Here is a 24,247-nt window from a genome sequence, read left to right as displayed (position 1 = left end):
GTTTAGCCCCGGACGCCTTCGGTGATGTCGATCGACTGGCCGGCGGCCAGCGTGACAATCGCCTTTTTCACATCGGAACGCTTGTAGGGCTTGCCCTTCCAGCGCTTGGTCTTGCCCTTCTGGGTCAGCGTGTTCACGCCCGTCACCTTGACGTTGAACAGCGCTTCCACAGCAGCCTTGATCTCCGGCTTGGTGGCCTTTTCGGCCACCTTGAAGACCACGGCGTTGTGCTCGCTGAGCAGGGTCGCCTTTTCGGTGATGTGCGGCGCAACGATCACGTCGTAGTGACGCGTGTCGATGCCGTCCGCCTTGGATGCCTTAGCCATGGAAACGCGCCTCCAGCTTCTCGACCGCGGCGCGCGTCAGCACCAGCGTATCATGCTTCAGGATGTCGTAGACGTTGGCGCCGACAGCGGGGAGGACGTTGATGCCGATGATGTTGCCGGCAGCGCGGGCGAAACCTTCGTTCACCATCTCGCCGTCGATCACCAGGACCTTCTTGCCCCAGCCCTGCTTGGCCAGCTGCAGGCTCAGCGCCTTGGTCTTGGCATCCGCCAGTTCCAGGGTGTCGATCACCACAAGACCGCTCTTGGCCTTGGCCGAAAGCGCCATGCGCAGGCCGAGGGCGCGAACCTTCTTGTTCAGCGAGACGTCGAAGTCGCGCTTGCGCGGACCGTGAGCCTTGCCGCCGCCGATGAAGATCGGGGCTGCACGATCGCCGTGACGAGCCGTACCGCCGCCCTTCTGGTTGCCCAGCTTCTTGCCGGTGCGGGCAACATCCGACCGCTCGCGCGCGGCGCGGGCAGTGCCGCGACGGTTCTCGAGCTGCCAAGTGACAACGCGGTGGAGGATGTCGGCGCGCGGTTCGATACCGAACACCGCATCCGACAACTCGATGTCGGCCTTTGCCGCCGAACCATCGAGATTGAGGACCTTGACCTTCACGACTTAGCCCTCCTGGCCTTCACCGGCAGGCGTATCGCCGCCCGTGGTCTGTTCCTGTTCGATCTCGGCGTCGGTCGGGGCACCGGCATGCTGCTCGGCGAGCAGTGCGGCGGCTTCCTCGGCGGTCGGGCCGGTATCGATTTCGTGCTCGGCGGCTGCCTCGATCATGCCCGCAGGCGCGATCTCGTGCTCGGGGTGCGAGCTCTTCTTCTCGGCGATCGCACCGGGGAACGGCGCGCCTTCCGGCATCGGCAGCTTGACCGCGTCGCGGACCAGCAACCAGCCGTTCTTCGCGCCAGGGACCGAGCCCTTGACGAAGATCAGGCCGCGCGGAACGTCGGTGCGGACGATTTCGAGGTTCTGCTGGGTGCGCTGCTTGTCACCCATGTGGCCGGCCATCTTCTTGTTCTTGAAGACGCGACCCGGATCCTGGCGCTGACCGGTCGAACCGAGCGCACGGTGGCTGATCGACACACCGTGGGTGGCGCGCATGCCGCCGAAGCCCCAGCGCTTCATGCCGCCGGCAAAACCCTTGCCCTGCGTATGCCCGGAAACATCGACGTACTGGCCAGCGATGAAGTGGTCTGCGGTGATGGTGGCGCCAACCGGCAGCACGGCATCATCGGAAACGCGGAATTCGGCCACGCGCATCTTCAGCGGCACTTCCGCCTTGGCGAAATGCTCACGCTGCGGCTTGGCAACGTTCTTCTGCTTGGCGACACCCGATCCGAGCTGGAGCGCGACGTAACCGTCGACCTCCTCGGTACGGACCGAAACCACCTGGCAATCTTCAAGCGCCAGAACGGTAACCGGCACGTGCCGTCCGTCGTCCTGGAAAAGGCGGGTCATCCCCATCTTCTTCGCGATCACGCCGGTACGCATGACCATTCTCCTACAGAGGCCTGCAGGGACCATCCCCACAGGCGTGTTCAGCCCGAAAATGTGAAGCGAGCCCCGTCCGGGCTGAGTGCCATCCCGACCTTCATGCGAAGGCCTGGGCGGCGAGACGGGGGACGCTGTCCCGACTGTGCTTCCCGAAGAAAGCGGCGCCGGAGGTATCCCTATGTCCGCGCAGGAAGTGTCCTGCGAAACCGGCCGAAGCCGGAAGGAAGTGGACCCGGAAGTCCAAAAATTCTTTGGCGGTCGAGCCGGCTTACGCCAGCTTGATCTCGACGTTGACGCCGGCTGCCAGATCGAGCTTCATCAGCGCATCGACAGTGGCGGCGTTGGGCTGCACGATATCGAGCAACCGCTTGTAGGTGCGCACCTCAAACTGCTCGCGCGACTTCTTGTCGATGTGCGGGCCGCGGTTCACGGTGAACTTCTCAATTCTCGTCGGCAGTGGGATGGGCCCCCGGATCAGCGCGCCGGTGCGGCGTGCCGTGTCCGCAATTTCACCGGTGGCCTGATCGAGCACGCGATGGTCGAACGCCTTGAGGCGAATGCGGATATTCTGAGCTTCCATGACCCTACCGATGAGAAAGAGCAAAAACAAAAACCGATCATCCCGACTTCAGCCCTTCTGGAGCGAAGCGGGATGACCGAAAAACCGGCCGCCGGAGGCCAGAACGAATCTGGCAATCCCCGGCGGAGCGCGGCCTATATTACTTCGAGATCGTGCTGACAACCCCAGAACCGACGGTCCGGCCACCTTCACGGATGGCGAAGCGCAGGCCCGGATCCATCGCGATCGGCGCGATCAGCTTGACGCCGATCGAGACGTTGTCGCCCGGCATCACCATCTCGGTGCCCTCGGGCAGCACGACTTCACCGGTGACGTCGGTGGTGCGGAAGTAGAACTGCGGGCGGTAGTTGGCGAAGAACGGCGTGTGACGGCCACCTTCATCCTTCGACAGCACGTAGACTTCTGCGTTGAACTCGGTGTGCGGCGTAACCGAACCGGGCTTGCAGAGCACCTGGCCGCGTTCCACGTCTTCACGGGCAACGCCGCGAACCAGCGCGCCGATGTTGTCGCCGGCTTCACCCTGATCGAGCAGCTTGCGGAACATTTCGACGCCGGTGACGACGGTCTTGCGGGTGTCCTTGAGGCCGACGATCTCGACTTCCTCGCCAACCTTGACGATGCCGGTCTCGACGCGGCCGGTCACGACCGTACCACGACCCGAAATCGAGAACACGTCCTCGACGGGCATCAGGAAGGGCTTGTCGGTCGGGCGGGGCGGCTGCGGGATGTAGCTGTCGACAGCGGCCATCAGCTCGTTGATCGAGTTCTTGCCGATGGTATCGTCGCGACCTTCGAGCGCGGCCAGAGCCGAACCCTTGATGATCGGAATGTCATCGCCCGGGAAGCCGTAATAGCTGAGCAGTTCGCGCACTTCGAGCTCGACCAGTTCGAGAATCTCGTCGTCGTCGACCTGATCGACCTTGTTCATGTACACGACAAGTGCCGGCACGCCGACCTGACGGGCGAGCAGGATGTGCTCGCGGGTCTGCGGCATCGGGCCGTCGGCAGCGTTCACCACGAGGATGCCGCCGTCCATCTGCGCGGCGCCGGTGATCATGTTCTTCACATAATCGGCGTGGCCCGGGCAATCGACGTGCGCGTAGTGGCGGTTGGCGGTCTCGTACTCGACGTGTGCGGTCGAGATGGTGATGCCGCGCTCACGCTCTTCGGGCGCCTTGTCGATGTTGGCATAGTCGGTGAAGATCGCGCCACCGGTTTCGGCGAGCACCTTGGTGATCGCTGCCGTCAGCGTGGTCTTGCCATGGTCGACGTGACCGATAGTGCCGATGTTGCAGTGCGGCTTCGTCCGCTCGAATTTAGCCTTCGCCATTGTCCAAACCTTCTGTTCGCTTGAATTTGATTGCTGCGGGGACGGCGCCCGCTGAATCGAGCGCCGCCCCTAGTATGATCTTGCCGATCAGGCAAGCTTCTCCTTGAGCCCGATCGCCTTAGGCGAGCTTTTCCTTGACCTCGGCCGCGACGTTCGCCGGGACCTCGTCGTAATGCGAGAAAAACATCGAGTAGTTTGCGCGGCCCTGCGTGAACGAGCGCAGCTGGTTCACATAGCCGAACATGTTCGCCAGCGGCACCATCGCCTCGACCACCTGGGCATTGCCCCGGCTGTCGGTGCCCTGGATCTGGCCACGACGGCTGTTCATGTCGCCGATGACGTCACCGAGGTATTCTTCCGGCGAAACGACTTCGACCTTCATGATCGGCTCGAGCAGCTTGATGCCCGCCTTCTGCGCCACTTCGCGCATCGCTGCACGACCGGCGATTTCGAAGGCCAGCGCCGACGAGTCGACGTCGTGGTAGGCACCGTCATACAGCAGGATTTCGAAGTCGATGATCGGGAACCCGACCAGCGAACCCGAGGCTGCCGTCTCGCGCATGCCCTTTTCGATCGCGGGGATATATTCCTTGGGAATATTGCCGCCCTTGATCTCGTCCTTGAAGATGATGCCCGAACCGCGCTCGCCCGGCGTGACCTTGACCTTCACGCGACCGAACTGGCCCGTGCCGCCCGACTGCTTCTTGTGGGTGTAATCGACGTCCACCGGCTTTGCGAGGTACTCGCGATAGGCCACCTGCGGCGCGCCGACGTTGGCTTCGACCTTGAACTCGCGGCGCATGCGATCGACGATGATGTCGAGGTGAAGCTCGCCCATCCCCTTGATGATCGTCTGGCCCGATTCGTGGTCGGTCGACACGCGGAACGAAGGATCCTCGGCTGACAGGCGATTGAGCGCGATGCCCATCTTTTCCTGGTCGGCCTTGGTCTTGGGTTCCACCGACAGCTCGATCACCGGCTCGGGGAATTCCATCCGCTCGAGCACGATCGGAAACCGCTCGGAACACAGCGTGTCGCCGGTGGTGGTTTCCTTCATGCCCGCCAGTGCGATGATGTCGCCGGCAAATGCCTCATCGACGTCCTTGCGCTCGTTGGCGTGCATTTCGAGCATGCGCCCGACCTTTTCCTTCTTGTCCTTCACCGAGTTCAGGTACGTGCCCTTGTTGAGCGTGCCCGAATAGATGCGGATGAAGGTGAGGCTGCCCACGAACGGATCGTTCATGACCTTGAACGCCAGCGCGCTGAACGGCGCATCGTCGGTCGGCGGACGGCTGTCCTTCTCGTCGCTGTCCATCTTGAGACCCTGCACGTCAGGGATGTCGAGCGGCGAAGGCAGGTAGTCGACCACCGCGTCGAGCAAGGGCTGCACGCCCTTGTTCTTGAACGCCGAGCCGCAGCAGACGGGCACGAACGACTGGTTGAGCGTGCCCTTGCGGATGCACGCCTTCAGCGTCGCCACGTCGGGCTCGTTGCCTTCGAGGTACGCTTCCATCGCATCGTCGTCCTGGTCGATGACCAGTTCGATCAGCTGGTTGCGATACTCGGCGGCTTCGTCGACGAGATCGGCGGGGATTTCCTCATAGAAGAATTCGGCGCCGAGCGCTTCGTCCTTCCAGATGATCGCGCGGTTCTCGACCAGATCGACCAGGCCCTTGAGCTCGGCTTCGATGCCGATCGGGATGTACAGCACGGCGGGCTTGGCACCGAGACGGTCGATGATCGACTGCACGCAGTACTTGAAGTTCGCGCCGGTGCGGTCGAGCTTGTTGATGAAGCACATGCGCGGAACGCCGTACTTGTCGGCCTGGCGCCACACCGTCTCGGACTGCGGCTCAACGCCGGCAACGCCATCGAAGCACGCAACCGCGCCATCGAGCACGCGCAGCGAACGTTCGACTTCGATGGTGAAGTCGACGTGCCCGGGGGTGTCGATGATGTTGATGCGGTGGTCTTTCCAGAAGCAGGTCGTCGCGGCCGACGTGATCGTGATCCCGCGCTCCTGCTCCTGCTCCATCCAGTCCATCGTCGCGGCGCCGTCGTGGACTTCGCCGATCTTGTAGGACTTGCCGGTGTAGAACAGAATGCGCTCGGTCGTCGTCGTCTTGCCGGCGTCGATATGCGCCATGATGCCGATGTTGCGATACATCGAGAGCGGATGGCTGCGGGCCATGGGTCTAGTCCTTGGTGATGGGAGAAGGCCGGGCAATCCGGCCATGCACCCATGTAGTTACGATTGCGACCGTTTGAAGACAGTCCGGCGCCGGTTTTGCCAGCGCCGGTCCAATCCGGGCCGAATTTACCAGCGGTAGTGGCTGAACGCGCGGTTGGCGTCGGCCATGCGGTGGGTATCTTCGCGCTTCTTGACCGCGTTGCCGCGGTTGTTCGCCGCATCGAGCAGTTCGCCCGACAGACGCGCCGCCATCGTCGTTTCCGAACGGTTGCGCGCGGCGGTGATCAGCCAGCGGATCGCCAGTGCCTGGGCACGTTCGGGGCGAACTTCGACTGGGACCTGATAGGTGGCACCACCGACGCGGCGGCTGCGCACTTCGATTTGCGGCTTCACGTTGGTGAGCGCATCGTGGAACAGCTGCAGCGGATCCGCCTTGGCGCGGGCCAGCATGGAGTCCATGGCACCGTACACAATGCTTTCGGCGACGGACTTCTTGCCGTCGAGCATCAGGTTGTTCATGAACTTCGAAAGGGTCTGATCACCGAACTTGGGATCGGGCAGGATGACCCGCTTTTCGGGCCTGCGACGACGTGACATCGGATGTATTCCTTCTCATCAACCCGGCTTCTGCTCTTCCCACTTTCGTCACCCTGAACTTGTTTCAGAGTCCATCAAGCGGTTGGCTCAGCCGTGTGAATTCCTAGACCTGGGCTTTCAGCGCCATGGATCCTGAAACGAGTTCAGGATAACCTGACGCCTGCGGACGTCAGGTCACTTCGGACGCTTGGCGCCGTACTTCGAGCGCGACTGCTTGCGGTCCTTCACGCCCTGCGTATCGAGAACGCCGCGCAGCACATGGTAACGCACGCCGGGAAGATCGCGAACGCGGCCGCCGCGGATCAGCACGACCGAGTGCTCCTGCAGGTTGTGGCCCTCGCCGGGGATGTAGGAAATGACCTCGCGCTGATTGGTCAGGCGGATCTTGGCGACCTTGCGCAGCGCCGAGTTCGGCTTCTTCGGGGTGGTCGTGTACACGCGGGTGCAGACGCCGCGCTTCTGCGGGTTCTGTTCCATCGCGGGAACCTTGGACTTGACCTTCTGGGGCACGCGCCCCTTGCGGACCAGCTGGTTGATAGTAGGCATGAAGTCTCTTCACCTTGTCGTTTGGGCGATCGCCCGCCGGGACGATCTTCCGTCCTGCGACATGGCGCAATGCCCTGCCGCAAGCTGCAACATCACCGGATGGAGAAGAAACGTCCCACGTCACGCGGCGGGCGGGCCGGCACACTCCGCGAACGAAGCGGCGGCCGGCCGTAAGCCGGGATCGGTGAGCCGAAAACACTCCACCCGACACGCTGCCGGGTTACTTTGACGAATGGCGCGGGCAGTTCCGTTTGTGGAACCGTCCAATAGAAAAAGACCCTGGGGAAAGCGATTTAACGCTTCACCAAGGCCCCACACGCGCACCGGCAATGTTCAGCTCTATTTGCCCGTCAGCGGACAAACCGCATTCGGATGGCGCTGCCCCTAGGGGGATTCGGTCCGGCGGTCAAGGCTTGGTCGCCGGCAACGACGCCGCCCGGCCGCCAACCGGCAACCTCAGCGCCGCGCGATGTGGTGCTTGCCCCAGTAGGGAATGCGCCGCACCCGGTCCGACAGGATCTTGTTGGCAAACAGGCCACGGATCACCGCCGCACCCTCACCCGTCAGCAACACCACCCGGGTGCCGCCTTCGGGCAGGCTTTCGAACGTGCTGATCTTGACCCCGTGTTTGGTGCAGGCATCGCGGATGCCCTTTTCCGTCGCGTCGAGGTTGATGGCCCGCGACAATGGTGCTTCGGCGGTCATGCGCGGTCATCCTGCAGGATGGCCTGGTGGCCGGGAATTTGCTGGTGGTCCGAAACTTGACGGAGTTGCAAGGCGAGTCTCCCGTTTGAAAAGCGGGAGCACGCGTGTCTCTCAGCCGCAGGCGCCCAAAGAGTCTTGCCCGCGATATATCGCATATGGACCCTCGCCCGCGAAATGCAAGGAACGTGCGGGAGCACACCGCCACCGTCGCCGCACTTGCATCCGCCGGCGGTACGATCAGCTTTCCAGGCGGGGCCCCTGATCTTCGCAGGCCATCAGCTGCACCAGCAGATCCGAGCGGGTGCTGCCCAGGAAGGCATCCATCGCCGCCATGCCCTTGGCCGACAGGCGGACAAAGGTGCGCCGGCCATCGCGCCCGTCGTCCTCGCGTTCGATCAGCCCGCGCGATTCGAGGATCCGCAACCAGCGCAGCGCCGTGGTCGGCGGCACATTCGCGCCGATGCAGGCGCTGGTGGTGGGCACCCTGCGTTCTTCGCTGGTGGCGATGAACAGGTCGAGCAACAAGTCCCAGGTGGGCTCGCCGAACAGGTCGGGCGCAAAGAACCTGTGTCGGCGCCGGCGCTCGGCATAAAGTTCGCGCGCCAGGATCAGCGACGCGTGCCGACCGTTGTGAGCGCCGCCGTGCTTGTCGATCAGCCGTGCCTCGACCTCGGACTGCGCATTGATGGGCTGTGCCTTGCCCGGCATAAGCACCGGTCGCGCGGAAAGCCGCTGCATCCTGCCGCTCATCATGAATACTCCCCTCCGCTCGACGCGACGGGGCACGGCCCCGCGGTCAGGCGATCCTGGCTGATGTTGAAGATTGCAGCCGAAGGCGCCACGCGTGGTAGCCCCCCAGCCTGCGCTGACGCCGGACGTGCGCCCAAGTCCCGAGGAACAGCACCGCAAGTTGCAGCAGCACGGGCAACTGGGTCATCACCCAGTAACCGCGACGGAAGTTGTCGAGATCCACCAACTTGCCGATGTGCCCCAGCATCACGATGTTCTGTGCCGCGCAGACCCACAGCGGCCAGGCGCGATTGGCCGACAGCGCGATCCACATCAGACCGATGAAGGTCCACAGGTCGATCACGAAATGCCCGGGGTTGACCACATAGAAGGTCGGCTGGCCGAACAGGATGTGGTTGGGAATATCGAGAACGAAGCTGGCAACTAGGATGGCCGCGACGAGGCGTTCGGGCTGATCGCCGCGATGGATCGCAAAGATCCCCACGACGACCAGCAACATCTGGATGGTCCATGCCTGCATGACGCATCACGAACATCCGACGGGCGACAAGGTCAAGCGGTCAGGCGACATTTGTCACCGCCGTCAGGCCTGCGCGATCATCGGCGGCATCGTCCAGATCGATATTTTCGAGACTGCCGTTCTGCGGGCAGTTGTCGTTGCCGCTGCCGGTTTCGCGCGCGATGTCGAGCAGCTTGCCATGAACGCGGGACAAGTCCGACGCGGCGAGCAGCAGCGAATGCTGGCTCTTGTTCAGCCGCAGGAGGGCTTCCTGTCCGAGGGACGGAGCACTGGCTGTGGCGCGGCGGGCCGAGACCATCGTGGTCAGCAGCGAGGACTGGCGCAGCAGCGCCTCGTCCAGTGCCGCTTCGGCGTGGTGAAGGTCGCGGGTAATGCGCAGCTGGGCCACGCTGGTTGTCATGGTCATTGGTCGGTCTCCATCTGCCGGCTCTGTGGCCGGCCCCCGTTGCAGAAGGAGACATTTGACGAACCGTGTGGCGATTACCTCAGCGCTGGAACATCGTGGAAACCTGAGCGAACATGGCAAGTCCGCCCAGGATGATCAGGATCAGGAAGATCGTGATCGCCGCGATGTAGCCCAGCCGCATCAGCGTACCGTAGGGCCCGTCGAATATCTCCGGGAGAACGTGGAAGTAGACATCCGGTTTAGGTTGCCCGCCGGGTGTGATCCCTAGCGTGGTGACCAACTGGAAACCTGCTTCCTCGTCTTCCCGGCGCAGTTCATCGACTCTGGCCGGAAGGTTGGCGACGGGGGATTCTTGATATACGGATTGTTCGTATATGCCTTTAAGGCGGCGGTAAGCCTGGGCGATCTCGTTGCGGCTGGCCACGCCCAGCTTGGCGCGGGCCAGCATGATCCGCTGATCGACTGTGTGGGGTGATATGCCAAGGAGCCGCGAAATCTCCTTTGACGTCTTGTGCTCGATCAGCAAGTCGAGCACGTCCCGCTGCTTGACGGTGAGTTCGTCAAGCGGGTTCTCCGATGAAACTGCCCCAACCATCGAAATTGAACGAATGCCCTCCGATCGCAACGAGACAGCTCTATCTCGTGCCGCACGTCCGTCCATTTTGAACAAAATTCGAAAAAATTCCAGTCCCCGCGAGAATTTGTTTGAATGTGGTACAGTTCAGCCATGAACATGGGTACTGAACATAGTTACAGCGTGGCTGTGCCAAGAGGAAAAGTTCTGACCGGAAAAATTCTGGCGGGCCGGTCCAGCCGCGTGATGGCGCTATGCCGCCTGCTGCTGGCTTATGTCTTCCTGCTCGCCTTGTGGCTCGATCCGGTTCAGCCGGCGCGCGGTTGGATCGTCGGGACCGTGGTGCTGCTGACATTCATCGCCTGGTCGACGATGATGGTCATCATCGCCTGGCGCAGCTGGTGGTTCGACAGCAGGCTGGCGCTACCCGCCCACGTGATCGACATCATGGCGTTCAACGCTTCGGTCTACTTCACCGAAGCCCCGCATGGCGATTTCAGCAGCCCGTTCATGGCTTTTTTCGTGCTGTTACTGGTCAAGGCGGCGATTCGCTGGGACTGGCGGGCAACGGCATGGACGGCGGTGGTCGTGGTGATGTCCTATTTCGCTACCGGCGCCGTGATCGATCAATTGGGCGTGGCGTTCGATCTCTACCGTTATGCGCGGCGGATCAGCTACATGAGCATTCTCGCGCTCGTGCTCACATGGCTGGTGCTCGAACGTCGCAGCGCGCCGGCGTCGCGCTTTGCCCAGACCGAAGGCCTGCACGGCTCGGTCGACGTTTCGGTGATCGTGGCCGCGCTGAGCTGGGCCCGCGAGGAAATGCGCGCTCGCGGTGCCGCGATCGCATGGTCGGGTGGCGAGGAACCATGGACCGAACTGCGCGTGGTGGATGAGGACGGGCTGCGCACCGAGCGCTGGGCTCCGGTCGATGACGAAGGGGGGGCACCGGCGCGTGGCGCCGAGATGTTCGACCGCCGCCGTCACCGGATCCTGCGCGACAACCTTGCATCCTGGCCCAGCGCGATCAGGGGAACGCCGCAAAGCACCTTGCCCGCGCGGCTCGGCATCGATGAAGGACTGGTCGTACCCATCCACGCGACCCTGGGTAGCGGCGAACTGCTGCTGTGGGGCGTGCCGGGCGCCTGTATCGACGATCTGCAACTGGCCGATTCGGTGGCGCGCGAGATCGCACTGGCAATGGATCGCGCGCAGATGGCGCAGATGGCGCATGAGGATGCGGTGACCGGCGTTCGCACCTCGCTGGCGCGCGACCTGCATGACAGCGTCGCCCAATCGCTTGCCGGGACGGCGTTCCGCATCGAAGCCTTGCGGCGCTGGATCCTCAACGGCAACGACCCGGAACCCGAAATCGCGGCGGTGAAGGAAGCGCTGCACAACGAACAGTTGCAGGTGCGCCTGCTGATCGACCGGTTGCGCAAAGGCGAAGAGGGAAACCGCCGGATCGATCTGGCGGATGAATTGCCGCCGTTGCTTGAAGAAGTCGGCAGACACTGGCAGGTGAGCACCGGGCTTTCCGCCGAACGAGGACGTTTTACCGTGCCAGCCCCACTCTCCCACGAATTGCGGCAGATGTTGCGGGAAGCCGTGGCCAATGCAGCGCGGCACGGTCGCTGCGCGCGCGTCGAGGTGACGCTGGGCGCCAGCGACGCGGGCCTGCTGATGGTCGACATCGACGACGATGGTGTCGGCTTCGCCAGCGATGCCGCCGTAACCCGGCCCCGCTCGATCAGCGAGCGGGTCGCCGCGTTGGGCGGAAACCTCGACGTGATCGCGCATGCGCCTGGCACAGGGCTGCGTATCCAGCTGCCGTGGACGGTCTCGACATGATCCCGGTCCTGGTGGTCGACGATCACGGCTTCATCCGCGCGGGCGTGGAAGCCGTGTTGCGCAATACGCGGTTCCATGTGGTCGCCGGTGCTTCAAGCGGAGAGGAAGCGTTGGTGGCCATCGCCGCGCACGATCCGGCGATCGTCATCCTCGACCTGTCGATGCCCGGCCTCGACGGCGCAAAGACGCTGACCAAGCTGCGCGCCAGTGGCGACAACCGGCCGGTGGTGCTGTTGACTGCGGCGATCGGCGACGAGCATCTGCTCGCAGTGATGCGCGCCGGTGTCCAGGGCATCGTGCTCAAGGACGGGGCGGACGATATGCTGACGGCGGCACTGGAAACGGTGCATGGTGGCGGCAAGGCGGTGCCACCCGAATTCGTTCAGCGCGCGCTTGATCTGTCGTTGCAGCCCCCGCGCGAAAGCCCGCTGGCGCGCCTCTCGCCGCGCGAGGTCAAGATCGCCCGGCTGGTCGCGCGCGGCATGCGCAACCGCGACATCGGCACCGAAATGAGCATCGGCGAAGGCACGGTGAAGGTCTATCTCCATGCGATGTACCAGAAACTGGGGATCGACAACCGGACCGAACTGGCGCTGCTTGCGGTGAGCGACGAAGACTCCTGAACGGCGGTGGGCTGGAGGCGGCGATGGATCTCGACGGATTGATGCTGCACTACTTCGGGACCGAGCAGCCCGAGACGATGGCGGCCGAGGCGTTCGAGCGCGGCAAGGAAGCGCTGTCGATCGCCTTCGGCACCGAGCGCGAACCCGGTCGCCGCTTTGCGCTGTGGGCGCTGATGGAGGGATTGGGCATGGCCCCCCTGCCCGCCGAAGCGTTCGCCAAGCACCCCGACCTGCGCCGCGCCGCCGATGCGTACCTCACCGCATCATGGCGCCTGACGCGTGACTGACGACCACGATGTTCCAGCAGTCCTGCCAGCAGTCCTGTTCGTGTGCCTGGGCAACATCTGCCGCTCTCCCCTTGCCGAAGCGGCATTGCGGCTCGAGGCCGAGCGGATCGGCCTGGCGGTTCGCGTGGACTCCGCCGGGACCGGGAACTGGCACGCGGGCGAGCCACCCGATCCGCGTGCGCAGGCCACCGCCAAGGCGCACGGTGCGGACATATCGGGCCTTCGCGCGCGGCAGGTGACGTCGGCGGATTTCGACCGCTTCACGTATGTTCTGGCGCTCGATCGCGACAATCTGGCCACGCTCGCGCGGATCGCGCCGACGCGGCACACCGCGCGGCTGGCGTTGCTGATGGACATGGTGCCGGGCCGGCACGGCGAGCCGGTGGCCGATCCCTATTTCGGCGATGACGCGGGCTTCGAGCAGACCTGGACCGACGTGGCCGAGGCCGCGCGATTCATCGCCGCGAGCCTGACCGGGGCATGATACCATGAGCCATGAAAGCGTGCTGGCGTGGCTGGCCGATCATGCGCCCGACCTGCCGCTGATCACGGTCGAGCAGAGCACCGCCACGGTCGCCGAAGCGGCGGCGGCACTCGGTGTAGAACCGGGCCGGATTGCCAAGACGATAGCTTTCCGGGTCGGCGATCGCGCCATGCTGGTGGTGGCGCGCGGCGATGCCCGGCTCGACAACCAGAAGACCAAGGCCGCGTTCGGCGGGCGCCCGCGGATGCTCGATCCGGCAGAAACGCTGGCGCTGACCGGTCATGCCGTGGGCGGGGTCTGCCCGTTCGGCCTTGCCACGCCGATGGACGTGTGGTGCGATCGCTCGCTCGAAGCGTTCGACGAAGTCTATCCCGCCGCCGGATCGCTCAACACCTCGGTCCGCGTCGCCCCGGATCGGCTGGCGGAACTTGTCGCCAAAGGCTGGGTCGATATCTGCCGATTGCCGGAAGAACCTGGGCCGGAAGCACTGCGACCGGCCTGATAGCCGGTCGCCGCGTCGGGACCGGTGTCACTCGGCAGCATCCTCGACGTCGCGCACGTCATAGGACACCCGCTGCTGGCCGTTGGCGGGCAAGGTGATGGCCCAGACTTTCTTGCCGGGTTTTGCCAGCAAGTGCCCCGGCAGGTTCCCGAACACGCGGCTGCCCTGCTGGATGAATTCCAGCTCGAACCGCGCGGGGAACGGATTGGCGTTGCGTACGGTCAGCGTATAGCGTCGGCCCTTGTCGGCAGCCTCCGCATCGGTGCTGTCCACCGTGAGGTTGGTGGCATGGCCGAACACCAGCTCGACATCCTCGTCCAGCGTCTTGTCTGCGACGGTGCTTTCGCCCACGAGTTGGCGTCCGTAAGCGCTGTCCTGATACAGCACCGCCTTGCCCGCCGGCAGCGGATCGCCCAGCCCCTGCGGCTTGCTGTTGCGAAACCGGAACAGCATCTGCGGATCGCTCGGCGAATCCCAGTTCACCTGGCTGCGATAGACCAGCGCGCCGGTCACGCGCGGCTTGTTGAGGAACGCCACCTGCTTCTGCGATCGCGCGGCGACGGTAACCGGCACCGGGATGCGGTAAAGCTTGAGATCGCCCAGGTTTTCGGCCTTCGCCATGACTGCCGCAGGGGCCATAACCTTGTTGTCGCTACGCCGGGCGGTGACCATGATCTCGTCCGCGACCATCCCCATCATCATCGGCGCGGGCGGCGGTGGGGGCGCGGGGGGCGGCAGCATGGCAATGTCGCTGGTCGTGCCGGCGGGCCAGCATTGCGACGACTTGGCCAGCCATCGTGCATCCTGCAGCGCCTGTCGGCCGGTGTCGTCGCGCGTCTGGTCCGAGCGGTTGACCCGGCCCGCCACGGCCGAGGTGGTGGCATCGACGAAGCTGGTCTCGTCGCCGCTGGCCATCGTCAACCACGCGAACAAATTCAGCGACTTGCCGTCGGTCGCCAGCGTGCCGACATACGTCGCGTCCCAGTCGAACCCGGTCGCGATGTACGCCAGCGTGATCGACACCGTGCCGCCCGGCTGGTCCTTGGTGGTCATCGTCAGCACCGGCTTGGCCGACAGCGTCGCGGGCGCTTCGGGGTAGAGCAGCGTCTGCGCCAGCCCCGAGCAATAGACCGCCTCGGCCCCGCGCGGGGTGTCGATCACCAGCCGGTTGGCGGCGGACCGGATCGTTGCGCGCTCCTCCACCGTCTTGCCCGTGGCGGGATCGGTGCGGCGCAGGATCACCTGCTGGCCGGTAAACGCATCGACCAGCCCTTTCTGCGAAAGCAGCGCGGCGTCGCGGTTGCGTTCGCGCGGATCGGTGCCGAACAGGATCGCCGATTGCGGCACGATTCCGCCCGCAACGCCTTCGAACCGCACTGTCGCCACCCCCGGCGGCAGCGTAACCGTGCGCGTCTCGGCGATGAGCGCAAACGCGCTCGGATTGGCGCGGTCGATCGCCCCCTCACCCCGGTCGGGATCGCGGTACAGCGTCACCGAAACCGCATCGGGGGCCGCCGACAACACCACTGGAGGCGCGGCGCGCGCAGGCGATCCGAACGACACTAGGCCGAACGACACCAGGCCGAACGACACCAGGAGTGACATGAGCCATATGGGAAGGACCGGCAGGCGCCGCATGGCGCTTACCAGGGGGTCAGGAACGTGACGGTCAGCTCGGTCCTGCCGTTGGCCGGCACCGGAACCTCCCAGTGCCGACTGTCGGCATTGTCCTGCACGCCCGGCAAACTCTCCACCGGCACGCGCACATCGCGCCACCACCACCAGCTGGCCAGCCCGTCCTGCACCACGTCCACCGTCACCGGCACCGGCCGCGCGTTGGTGACGATATAGCGCATCTGGGTGCGGTAGAACGTCTTGGGTGCCTCGCTGTAGCCTTCGCTGACCTTGCCGTCCGGGTAGGTGATTTTCCAGCGCGCATATTTCTCCCACTCGTCGGTGGTGATCGCCTCGCGCTTTTCGAGCACCGGCTGGACTTTGACGTCGAACGCATCGCCGGTGCGCAGCGCCAGCGACGATCCGCCGGGCGTGTGCGGGATCTGGCTTTCGCCGATGAACTGCGCCTGCCCGCGCGCATCGCGCATGTAGACACGCACCGTGCCGGCGGGCAGCGCGGCGCCGATCCCTTCGGCCTTGGCGTTGGAGAACTTGAGGATCGAGGACGCGCTTTGCGCCTCGCCCTGGCTGCCCAGCCAGCCGTTGCGGAATTCATAGCCCTTGCGTGCCGGGACGCCCGCCGCGTTGAGGAAGCTGACCTGCTTGGTCTGCGCGTTGGCGATCGTGGTACGGCCCTCGATCGGATAGACGTGGAAATCGCCCAGCTGCTCGCCGCCGCCGCTCTCCGTGCCCGGCTGATTGCCGCGCGGCATGGAGCGGCGCGGTCCGTAGCCCGGATTATAGCCCTGCTGCACCTGCCCGACATCGCCCGCCACCAGCAGCGCGCGGGCGTTGTTGAACGTGGTGCCGGTGTTGTTGGTCAGGGTGATCCAGCCCTGGACGTCGATCTTGCCGGCCTTTTCGTCGAACAGCGCGACGTAGTCCGATTTCCAGCCCATGCCGGGGGTGAGGTAGCTCAGCGTCAGCGGGCGCGATCCGCCGCGCGATGCGTCCATCGTGACGCTCAACGTGGGGCGCGCGCGCAAGTTGGGCGGGATCGCGTCGAAGATCACCCGCACCGGCAGGCCATCGTCGCGCAGCACCTCGATCCGGTCGCCGATCTTGAGCACGACGCCGCCGTTGGCCGCCAGCACCGTGGCACGTTCGCGCGTTTCGGCGCCGGTCGCGGGGTTGGTGCGCAGCAGCGTCACCTGCTGGCCCACCGCCTTTTCCATCAGCGCGGAGGGCGAGAGCAGGTCGTAGTCGAAGTTCTGTTCGACCACGCCGAACCCGTCGCCCGACAGCGTCACCGTCTCGGGCCGGATCTGCGCGGAGACGTCGGCGAATTCCTGGCGCGAGCGGCCTTGCGGCAGCGACACCTGCCGCACGTCCTGCACCAGCGCCATGCTGCTGTAGATCGTCACCGCCAGATCGCCCTGCGCGTTGGGCGCGGGCGCCGATTGGGCCTCGCCCGCGCCGGGCGCGCCGAGAAGTCCGCACGCCAGCAGGCCTTCTGCCACCAGCAGCTTCGTCAATCGCATCGCAACCCTCCCTGTTCGTGCCACGATGCCGCAAGCGCGCCACGTTGACCAGCGGCAGGATGATTGCGTCACGTCACAGAAACGGCAGCTGAATGTGCTAGGGACAGAATCGAACGGCGCGAGCGCCCGACGCCCTCGATCTTGCGGAGCCCGGCAGCCCATGCGCTATTTCCTCGACACCGAGTTCAACGGATTTGGCGGCGATCTCATCTCGATCGCGCTGGTGCCCGAGGATGAGGCGGTCGAACCGTTCTACGAGGCGGTCGCCTGTTCCGATCCCACGCCCTGGGTGGCCGAGCATGTGCTGCCGGTGCTGGCAACGCGCTCACTGACGCGCGGTGAACTGGCGGACCGGTTCGCGCACTACCTGATCGACGATGAACGTCCGCTGCTCGTGGCCGACTGGCCCGAAGACATCGCCCATGCCCTGCGACTGCTGATCACCGGTCCCGGGCAGATGGTGCCGATCCGTTCGATCCGCTTCGAACTGGTCGATCCGGGGATCATGGGGCCGGGCGTGCCGGGCGCGGTGCCGCACAACGCCTTTCACGACGCCGTCGCGTTACGGGCGATGGTGCTGGCCTACGAGCGGCGGGTTGGCGTTGTGCCGGCGCGATGATCGCCTTGCCAACCCGGCGCCGGTGCAGGCATGTGCAACACAGGATTTGAGGAGCGGCGCAGGCGATGACGGATTTGAGGCGCACCGTTCTTGCGTCGATCGTGGCCCTGGTGGCGGTGCTGCTGGGCGGGCCTGCCCGTGCCAGCAGCGACTACACCTGCAGCCCCAGCTGGCGGCTCGCCGACTATGCGATGGGCTGCGGCAACCGCGCGATGCCCTCGCCCGGCAACGATTCGCGCGTCAACGTGGTGCTGCTGTTCGCGCGTCCATCCAAAAGCGGTTCGGCTGCGCAGCCATATCCCAAGGCCGGGTGGGAGGAGCGCGGGTTCGGCCACAGCTTCTTTTCGTGGCCGCAACTGCGCGAAGCATCGGGACTGAAGGTCGACGACACCACGCAAGCCGATCCGCCGTACGATTCGCGCTGCAGCAGCCTGGCATCGGGCAGCGCGGCATTTGCCGCCGCAATGGCCGCCAACGCGCGGTTGCCCGCGGCCGAACGGACGCTGCTGACCGAAGCGCGCGCGTCGCTGGCCGAAACCTGCACCGGCGACACCCGCGCCTTGCGGGCAACGTGGCCCGACATGGCGAGCGCGCCGGGCCGCGCGTTCCTGGGATATTTGCGCGGCGCCGACGCGTTTTACGGCGGCGACTGGGCCGGCGCGCGGACGCTGTTTGCCGCGCAAATCCAGGCGGCCGATCCGTGGGTGGCCGAAACCGCCGCCTACATGGCGATCCGGATCGAGCTGAACGCGGCACAGCAGGACAGTTTCGACGAATACGGCACCTTCCTGGGCGCAGCCAAGACTGACAAAGCGGCGGTCGCACGGGCGCAGGCCGCCATCGCCGCCTACCTCAAACGCTACCCCAAGGGCCGCTACGTCACCTCCGCCCGCGGGTTGGAGCGGCGCGCGTTGTGGCTGGCGGGTGACCGCGCCGCGCTCTCTGCCGCCTATGAACGCGCGCTCGGCGTGCTGCCGGTGGACAGCGCCGAGGCGTTCGCGCTCGTACAGGAAATCGACAACAAGCTGCTGTTCGGCGCCGACGCGAAGCAGCCGATCACCTCGCCGCTGCTGCTGGCGGTGCACGATCTGCTGGAGATGCGCCGGATCGACGAGGACGCCACGCCCGCGCTCGACGCCGCGACGCTCGCCGCCCAGAAGCCGCTGTTCGCCACGCGCCCGGACCTGTTCACCTATCTCGGCGCGGCGCAGGCGTTCTACGTGCGCAAGGATATGGCGGCGGTGCTGGCGCTGACATCGCCTGCGAGTACGGCAGCCGGCACCAGCCCCGTCACCTTCGGCATGGCGATGCTGCGCGGCATGGCGCTGGCGGCGCTGCACGACGCCGGCGAAATCGCGCAGTGGCAGGCGATGCTCGCATCGCCCCACGCGCTCTACCAGCGCCCGCTGGTCGAACTCGCGCTGGCCCGGCGACTGGAACGCGACGGGCGCGTGGCCGAGGTGTTTGCCGCCGGATCACTGGTGACCGATCCCACCATCCGCGAGATCCTGCTCTACCATGTCGCGGGGCCCGACCTGCTGCGGCAAGTCGCCCGCGATTGCGCGCTCGACCGGCACCAGCGCGATGTCGCAGCGTTCACGCTGCTGCGCCGTGACCTTGCCAACGAACGCTTTGCCGATTTCGCGGACGACCGGAAACTGGTCGCCGCCGATGCCGATTCCAGCGCGACGTTGTGGAACTTCCCGTTCGACGAGACGATCCCGGTCGGGCTGTTTGTGGCGGGCAAGTGGTCGCAAGGGTTCCGCTGCCCGCCGATCGCGGCCACCGCCGCCAGCCTTGCCACCAACCCGGCCGACCTCTCGGCGCGGCTGTGCCTGGGCGAATTCTGGCGGCTCAACGCGTTCGATGCGCTGGCGATTGCCGAACGCGGCGAGGAACGCCCCGACGGCGCGCTGGGCACCAGCCCCAGCCTGTTCCCCGGCCACGCCATCACCCGCGCCAGCCTGTACGACGGCATCATCGCGCAGCGCAGCGCACCAGCGGAAGCGCGCGCCTATGCGCTGTATCGCGCGGTTCATTGCTATGCCCCCAGCGGCAACAACGATTGCGGCGGAACCGACGTGCCAATCGCCACCCGCCGCGCCTGGCACGATGCGCTGAAGCGCGAATATCCCGCCAGCCGCTGGGCACGAGAACTCCAGTTCTACTGGTGAGGCAGGGCCAGCTGCTGGCGACGCTTACGGCACTGCTGGCGCTGACCGGCTGTCACCGGACGCAACCGCCGTCATCCCACGTCGTCGCGGCGGAGCACGACGCGTTCTTCGTCTGGGCGGGCGTTCCGGCACGCCCGGAACTGGCGCAGGCGAAAGTGCTTTACCTGCTCGACGGCGAGGTGCGGGCAGGCCGCAACGACCGCTTCGTCGCGCTCCGCCCCGCCACGCCGCACGTTCCCCGCGCCGACGTGTGGATGACCGTGCGGGTCGAGCGGCTCGACTGGTCCGAGGACGTCCACCGCCGCATCATGGCCGACCTGGCGCGGTGGCAGGCTGGCGGCAACCGGCTGGCCGGGTTGCAGATCGATTTCGATGCCAGCACCCGTGGCCTCGATCAATATGCGGCGTTCCTCACCGACTTGCGCCGCCGCCTGCCCGCCCGCTATCGCCTGTCGGTGACCGGGCTGATGGACTGGAGCGCGCAAGCCGATGCGACAGCCTTGGCAAAACTGGCGGGAACGGTCGATGAAGTGGTGATCCAGACCTACCAGGGCCGCCGCACGATTCCGGGGTACGAGCGGTATCTTGCGACGCTCCACCGCCTGCCGCTGGCCTATCGCATTGCCGTGGTCGAAGGTGGCGAATGGCTTGCACCCGCCGATCTGGCGCCCGATCTGGCGGCAGACCCGCATTATCGCGGACTGGTGGTGTTCCTGCTGCGCGACCCGCCCCGACAATGACGCGCCCGGACCGTTATTCGGTGCCGACTGCCTCGGCAATGCTGGCAAAACCGTCGCGGCGCATCAGCGTCTCCAGCCCGCGCACGATCCGTCGGGCGATGCCGGGGCCCTCGAAAATCAGCGCGCTGTATAGTTGCACCAGCGTTGCCCCGGCCCGGATCCGTGCCCAGGCGTCATCCGCGCTGGCGATGCCGCCGATGCCGACCAGCGGGATCGCCCCGCCGCTGGCAGCGCGGAAATCGCGCAGCCGTTGCAGCGCCAGCGAGCGCAGCGGCGCGCCCGACAGGCCGCCGGTCTCACCGGCAAAGCGCGATGTCAGCGCGGGCCGAGAAACGGTGGTGTTGCTCACCATCAGCGCGTCCAGCTGGCGATCGATCGCCAGCCGGCAGATCGCATCGATGTCGGCCGGCTCCAGATCGGGCGCCACTTTCAGGAACACCGGCGGGCCCTGTTCGCCGCGCGCCGCCAGCACGCTGTCGAGCAGGTCCGCCAGCGCATTCTCGTCCTGCAAGGCGCGCAGTCCCGGGGTGTTGGGGCTGCTGATGTTGAGCACGAGGTAGCTCGCCAGCGGCGCCATCAGCCGCGTCATCGCCGCATAATCGGCGATGCGATCCACCGATTCCTTGTTGGCGCCGATGTTGATCCCGACGATCCCGGGCCGGCCGGCCCGCGACGCCAGCCGCGCCGCCGCCGCCGTGCCGCCGCCGCTGTTGAAGCCCATGCGGTTGATGATCGCTTCGTCCTCGGCCAGCCGGAACAGGCGCGGCAGCGGGTTGCCCGGCTGCGGCAGCGGCGTGACCGTGCCGACTTCGCTGAAACCGAAGCCGAGCGCCAGCAGCGCGTCGCAGACCTGCCCTTCCTTGTCATAGCCTGCCGCCATGCCCAGCGGATTGGGAAAGCGCAGCCCGGCCACCGTCACGCCCAGCGGCCCGTCTTCCGCAACGCTCCGCGTCGGCATCATCGCCAGCGCGCTGAGCGAAAGGTGGTGCGCCCGTTCGGGATCGAGCAGGAACAGGGCGGGGCGAACGAGCCGGTAGAGCATGATCGGGGCCTTTAGCGGCGCGGCGTGGCGCTGTCGACGCGCGACCATGGTGCACCGGCCGGCATCGCCAAATCTCGGGCCAAATCCTTGGCGTGGTTAACCGCGCCGAGAAAATTGCTGGCCTGCCGCGACCATCGCCGTGGCAGAAAAATCAACGCGCTGCGGGATTCACGTGGTTTTCCGCATTGCCGCCCCACTCTTTAGGAAATCCTCAAAGTTTGGGGCTTATTCACCACGAGCGAGCCGTGGAGTTCGGCTGACGGTTCTACACCGCGAGCTCCACCAGACGGGACAAGATTGCAATGAGTGCATTTGGGCGAAAGACCGGAGTAAGCGGCGGTAGCGGCGGTGGTGCCCGACCTTCGTTCGGGGTTGCGCGGCCAATGCGCAGCGGCGAATCGGCAGCCGCGACTCCGCAGACAGTCCCCTTGGGCGGCGAACAGTTTCCCCCGCTGCCGCAACCGGAAACCGTTGCCGCACCCGGCGATACGAAGGCCGATGCGCTCACCCGCCTCGCCGATCGGGCCAACGGCGTCCACGATGGCGGCTACCAGGCCGAAGGTTTCGAGGCGTCGGTCCACAAGATCAAGGAACAGGTGCTGCCGCGCCTGCTCGAACGCGTCGATCCCGAAGCGGCGGCAACGCTGACCAAGGACGAACTGTCCGAAGAATTCCGCCCGATCATCCTCGAAGTGCTCGCCGAACTGAAAGTCACGCTCAACCGCCGCGAACAGTTCGCGCTGGAAAAGGTGCTGATCGACGAACTGCTCGGCTTCGGCCCGCTGGAGGAACTGCTGTCCGATCCGGACATCTCGGACATCATGGTCAACGGGCCGGAACAGACCTACATCGAAAAGAAGGGCCGGCTGCAGATCGCGCCGATCCGCTTCCGCGACGAATCGCATTTGTTCCAGATCGCCCAGCGCATCGTCAACCAGGTCGGCCGCCGGGTCGACCAGACCACGCCGCTGGCCGACGCCCGCCTCAAGGACGGCAGCCGCGTCAACGTGATCGTGCCGCCGCTCAGCTTGCGCGGCACCGCGATCTCGATTCGTAAGTTTTCCGAAAAGCCGATCACCATCGACATGCTGCGCGACTTCGGGTCGATGAGCGACAAGATGGCGACCGCGCTGAAGATCGCCGGGGCCTGCCGCATGAACGTGGTGATCTCGGGCGGTACGGGTTCGGGCAAAACGACCATGCTCAACGCGCTGTCGAAGATGATCGACCCGGGCGAGCGCGTGCTGACGATCGAGGACGCCGCCGAACTTCGCCTGCAGCAGCCGCACTGGCTGCCGCTGGAAACGCGCCCGCCGAACCTTGAAGGCCAGGGCGCGATCACCATCGGCGATCTTGTGAAGAACGCCCTGCGTATGCGGCCTGACCGGATCATCCTGGGCGAAATTCGTGGCGCGGAATGTTTCGACCTTCTCGCCGCCATGAACACCGGCCACGATGGATCGATGTGCACGCTTCACGCCAACAGCCCGCGCGAATGCCTGGGCCGTATGGAAAACATGATCCTGATGGGCGACATCAAGATCCCCAAGGAAGCCATCAGCCGCCAGATCGCCGAATCGGTCGATCTGATCGTGCAGGTCAAGCGCCTGCGCGACGGTTCGCGCCGCACGACCAACATCACCGAAGTCATCGGGATGGAGGGCGACGTGATCGTCACGCAGGAACTGTTCAAGTTCGAGTACCTGGACGAAACCGAGGACGGCAAGATCATCGGCGAGTTCCGCCCATCGGGCCTGCGCCCCTACACGCTGGAAAAAGCCCGCCAGTTTGGGTTCGACCAGGCCTATCTGGAAGCCTGCCTCTGACGCAGCCGCACTTGCCCTGCACGATGCCCGTGCAGGGCGTGGGTCGCGCAGGCAAGGGCCGCGCAGGTGAGGGCCGCGCCAGGCGAGAGCCGCGAAGTTGACGCAGAACAGCGGTGCATGACGCATCATCGCTGCCGATCCGGGAGACGCGCTCCGGTGCCACGACACGCGCGGTCAAGCTGCGCAAACAGGCGCAAAAGCGCTGAATTGTCGGCCTTTTTCACCAGAGCCACGAACCGTCCGGCATGAACGACCGGCCGCACCAGCCCGACCAGCGCACGCGTCGCCAGCTCATCGGGTGTGACCTTTCGCCGACCGGGCGCGGCACGGCCCAGCACGATATCCCATGCCCCGGCAAAACTGGCCGCGTCGGCATGGCGCCGCAGGCGGTAGGCGGTTTCGCGCGTCATGCCCACGCATTGCGCCGCCGCGCGAACCGAGCGCGTCCGCGCCAGCGCGACCAGGAACGCGCCTTGCCGCTCGGGCGTCCACCCGTCACGCCGACCGCGCACGGGCACGGGGACAAAGGCGGGCACGCGCCGTGGCCTGACAGCGGAGCGGTTGGCGGACAAGGGGGCGGAAGGGTTCTCCATCCGCGAGCTTAAGCCAGATTTGGCGCCTGTAGGAAAGTGTTCCGAACGCGGGCATACGGCCCCCGGCGCACGAGCAACCTCAACCCGTTGCCCACGCCCGTGCCGCCAGCCCGAGCGCGACGCAGGCGACGAACATCGACACGAAGAACACCGCGGTCCACGGCATGAAGCCGACCGCGTCGGGATTGCTGCGGCGCATCCGGCGGCGGTCGGCCCACATCGACCAGACCGCGAGCAGCGCCGCCACCACGCCCAGCGAGGCTATCGTCGTCACGTTTTCCATCGCCGGCGGAGATGGGCACGGATTTCGCCCATGCAAGCC

27 protein-coding genes are annotated in these 24,247 nt (G+C 65.7%); 9 read left to right on the top strand and 18 right to left on the bottom strand.

What is annotated here, in order from left to right:
* Positions 1-2: 2 nt before the first annotated feature.
* From NL2_RS05875 to NL2_RS05815, 13 genes are all read right to left on the bottom strand, one after another.
* On the bottom strand, positions 3-326 hold the full coding sequence (locus NL2_RS05875; protein WP_068072888.1) for a 50S ribosomal protein L23: 324 nt from the start codon (positions 324-326) through the stop codon (positions 3-5).
* Entirely contained in the window at positions 319-945 is a 627-nt protein-coding gene (rplD, locus tag NL2_RS05870; RefSeq protein WP_068072887.1) for a 50S ribosomal protein L4, read from the bottom strand. Before rplD ends, NL2_RS05875 begins: the two co-directional genes overlap by 8 nt.
* A 3-nt stretch (positions 946-948) precedes the next feature.
* Positions 949-1,827 carry a 50S ribosomal protein L3 gene (gene rplC / locus NL2_RS05865; RefSeq protein WP_068073090.1) on the bottom strand — a complete coding sequence of 293 codons (879 nt, stop codon included), beginning with the start codon at positions 1,825-1,827 and terminating at the stop codon, positions 949-951.
* 271 nt (positions 1,828-2,098) lie between these two features.
* Positions 2,099-2,410: a 30S ribosomal protein S10 gene (gene rpsJ / locus NL2_RS05860; protein WP_068072885.1), complete on the bottom strand. Its 312-nt coding sequence runs from the start codon at positions 2,408-2,410 to the stop codon at positions 2,099-2,101.
* A 139-nt stretch (positions 2,411-2,549) separates the two neighbouring features.
* Entirely contained in the window at positions 2,550-3,740 is a 1,191-nt protein-coding gene (gene tuf, locus NL2_RS05855; protein ID WP_068072884.1) for an elongation factor Tu, read from the bottom strand.
* Positions 3,741-3,858: 118 nt separating this feature from the next.
* Positions 3,859-5,931: an elongation factor G gene (gene fusA / locus NL2_RS05850; RefSeq protein WP_068072882.1), complete on the bottom strand. Its 2,073-nt coding sequence runs from the start codon at positions 5,929-5,931 to the stop codon at positions 3,859-3,861.
* Between the two features lie 126 nt (positions 5,932-6,057).
* Positions 6,058-6,528: a 30S ribosomal protein S7 gene (gene rpsG, locus NL2_RS05845; RefSeq protein WP_068072880.1), complete on the bottom strand. Its 471-nt coding sequence runs from the start codon at positions 6,526-6,528 to the stop codon at positions 6,058-6,060.
* 174 nt (positions 6,529-6,702) lie between these two features.
* The gene (gene rpsL, locus NL2_RS05840) at positions 6,703-7,074 is read right to left on the bottom strand and encodes a 30S ribosomal protein S12 (RefSeq protein ID WP_068072878.1); all 372 of its coding nucleotides are present in this window, start codon (positions 7,072-7,074) and stop codon (positions 6,703-6,705) included.
* A gap of 456 nt (positions 7,075-7,530) precedes the next feature.
* A complete protein-coding gene (locus tag NL2_RS05835) occupies positions 7,531-7,779 on the bottom strand; it encodes a hypothetical protein (protein WP_068072877.1) in 249 nt (82 codons plus the stop codon).
* Positions 7,780-8,016: 237 nt separating this feature from the next.
* On the bottom strand, positions 8,017-8,529 hold the full coding sequence (locus NL2_RS05830; RefSeq protein WP_245647587.1) for a MarR family transcriptional regulator: 513 nt from the start codon (positions 8,527-8,529) through the stop codon (positions 8,017-8,019).
* Positions 8,530-8,575: 46 nt separating this feature from the next.
* The gene (locus NL2_RS05825; protein WP_068072875.1) at positions 8,576-9,049 is read right to left on the bottom strand and encodes a hypothetical protein; all 474 of its coding nucleotides are present in this window, start codon (positions 9,047-9,049) and stop codon (positions 8,576-8,578) included.
* Positions 9,050-9,089: 40 nt separating this feature from the next.
* A complete protein-coding gene (locus tag NL2_RS05820) occupies positions 9,090-9,455 on the bottom strand; it encodes a hypothetical protein (protein ID WP_157083051.1) in 366 nt (121 codons plus the stop codon).
* Positions 9,456-9,534: 79 nt separating this feature from the next.
* On the bottom strand, positions 9,535-9,990 hold the full coding sequence (locus NL2_RS05815; RefSeq protein ID WP_245647586.1) for a helix-turn-helix transcriptional regulator: 456 nt from the start codon (positions 9,988-9,990) through the stop codon (positions 9,535-9,537).
* Between the two features lie 192 nt (positions 9,991-10,182).
* Between NL2_RS05815 and NL2_RS05810 the strand changes: the two genes are divergently transcribed.
* The 5 genes from NL2_RS05810 to NL2_RS05790 are packed head-to-tail and all read left to right on the top strand — an operon-like array spanning position 10,183 to position 13,776.
* Entirely contained in the window at positions 10,183-11,880 is a 1,698-nt protein-coding gene (locus NL2_RS05810) for a sensor histidine kinase (protein ID WP_169799477.1), read from the top strand.
* A complete protein-coding gene (locus NL2_RS05805) occupies positions 11,877-12,503 on the top strand; it encodes a response regulator (RefSeq protein ID WP_068072869.1) in 627 nt (208 codons plus the stop codon). The genes NL2_RS05810 and NL2_RS05805 overlap by 4 nt, the downstream gene beginning before the upstream one ends.
* Before the next feature lie 23 nt (positions 12,504-12,526).
* The gene (locus tag NL2_RS05800) at positions 12,527-12,790 is read left to right on the top strand and encodes a hypothetical protein (RefSeq protein ID WP_068072867.1); all 264 of its coding nucleotides are present in this window, start codon (positions 12,527-12,529) and stop codon (positions 12,788-12,790) included.
* On the top strand, positions 12,783-13,274 hold the full coding sequence (locus tag NL2_RS05795; protein WP_245647585.1) for a low molecular weight protein-tyrosine-phosphatase: 492 nt from the start codon (positions 12,783-12,785) through the stop codon (positions 13,272-13,274). Before NL2_RS05800 ends, NL2_RS05795 begins: the two co-directional genes overlap by 8 nt.
* Before the next feature lie 4 nt (positions 13,275-13,278).
* Positions 13,279-13,776, top strand: a complete 498-nt coding sequence (locus NL2_RS05790) for a YbaK/EbsC family protein (RefSeq protein ID WP_068072865.1) — start codon at positions 13,279-13,281, stop codon at positions 13,774-13,776.
* A 27-nt stretch (positions 13,777-13,803) separates the two neighbouring features.
* On the opposite strand, the gene NL2_RS05785 is transcribed toward NL2_RS05790, so the two are convergent.
* A complete protein-coding gene (locus NL2_RS05785; protein ID WP_068072863.1) occupies positions 13,804-15,381 on the bottom strand; it encodes a DUF4139 domain-containing protein in 1,578 nt (525 codons plus the stop codon).
* A gap of 38 nt (positions 15,382-15,419) precedes the next feature.
* Positions 15,420-16,931: a DUF4139 domain-containing protein gene (locus NL2_RS05780; protein ID WP_068072861.1), complete on the bottom strand. Its 1,512-nt coding sequence runs from the start codon at positions 16,929-16,931 to the stop codon at positions 15,420-15,422.
* Between the two features lie 160 nt (positions 16,932-17,091).
* Here NL2_RS05780 and NL2_RS05775 point away from each other — a divergent pair, with 160 nt between their 5' ends.
* The 3 genes from NL2_RS05775 to NL2_RS05765 all read left to right on the top strand — a co-directional run bounded on the left by NL2_RS05775 (position 17,092) and on the right by NL2_RS05765 (position 20,464).
* A complete protein-coding gene (locus NL2_RS05775) occupies positions 17,092-17,550 on the top strand; it encodes a hypothetical protein (protein ID WP_068072859.1) in 459 nt (152 codons plus the stop codon).
* Between the two features lie 65 nt (positions 17,551-17,615).
* Positions 17,616-19,724 (top strand): PA5441 family protein, encoded by a 2,109-nt coding sequence (locus tag NL2_RS05770; protein WP_068072858.1) that lies wholly within the window; start codon positions 17,616-17,618, stop codon positions 19,722-19,724.
* Positions 19,721-20,464, top strand: coding sequence for a DUF3142 domain-containing protein (locus NL2_RS05765; RefSeq protein ID WP_245647584.1), 744 nt, complete (start codon positions 19,721-19,723; stop codon positions 20,462-20,464). Before NL2_RS05770 ends, NL2_RS05765 begins: the two co-directional genes overlap by 4 nt.
* Positions 20,465-20,477: 13 nt before the next feature.
* Here NL2_RS05765 and NL2_RS05760 read toward each other — a convergent pair whose 3' ends face one another.
* A complete protein-coding gene (locus tag NL2_RS05760; RefSeq protein WP_068073082.1) occupies positions 20,478-21,506 on the bottom strand; it encodes a quinone-dependent dihydroorotate dehydrogenase in 1,029 nt (342 codons plus the stop codon).
* Positions 21,507-21,808: 302 nt separating this feature from the next.
* On the opposite strand from NL2_RS05760, the gene NL2_RS05755 reads away from it, so the two are divergent.
* Positions 21,809-23,332 (top strand): TadA family conjugal transfer-associated ATPase, encoded by a 1,524-nt coding sequence (locus tag NL2_RS05755; RefSeq protein WP_068072857.1) that lies wholly within the window; start codon positions 21,809-21,811, stop codon positions 23,330-23,332.
* A gap of 125 nt (positions 23,333-23,457) precedes the next feature.
* Here the strand turns inward: NL2_RS05755 and NL2_RS05750 are convergent, their stop codons facing one another.
* Both NL2_RS05750 and NL2_RS05745 read right to left on the bottom strand, forming a co-directional pair.
* A complete protein-coding gene (locus NL2_RS05750) occupies positions 23,458-23,868 on the bottom strand; it encodes a hypothetical protein (RefSeq protein ID WP_157083050.1) in 411 nt (136 codons plus the stop codon).
* A gap of 136 nt (positions 23,869-24,004) precedes the next feature.
* Complete coding sequence (locus NL2_RS05745) at positions 24,005-24,199, bottom strand: hypothetical protein (protein WP_439646882.1); 195 nt, start codon at positions 24,197-24,199, stop codon at positions 24,005-24,007.
* Positions 24,200-24,247: the final 48 nt, after the last annotated feature.

Source organism: Novosphingobium lentum NBRC 107847 (genome assembly GCF_001590965.1).
In the GTDB taxonomy this organism is placed as follows: Bacteria; Pseudomonadota; Alphaproteobacteria; order Sphingomonadales; family Sphingomonadaceae; genus Novosphingobium; species Novosphingobium lentum.
The sequence above is the reverse complement of the archived record's forward strand: the minus strand, read 5'-3'. Positions and strand labels throughout refer to the sequence as shown.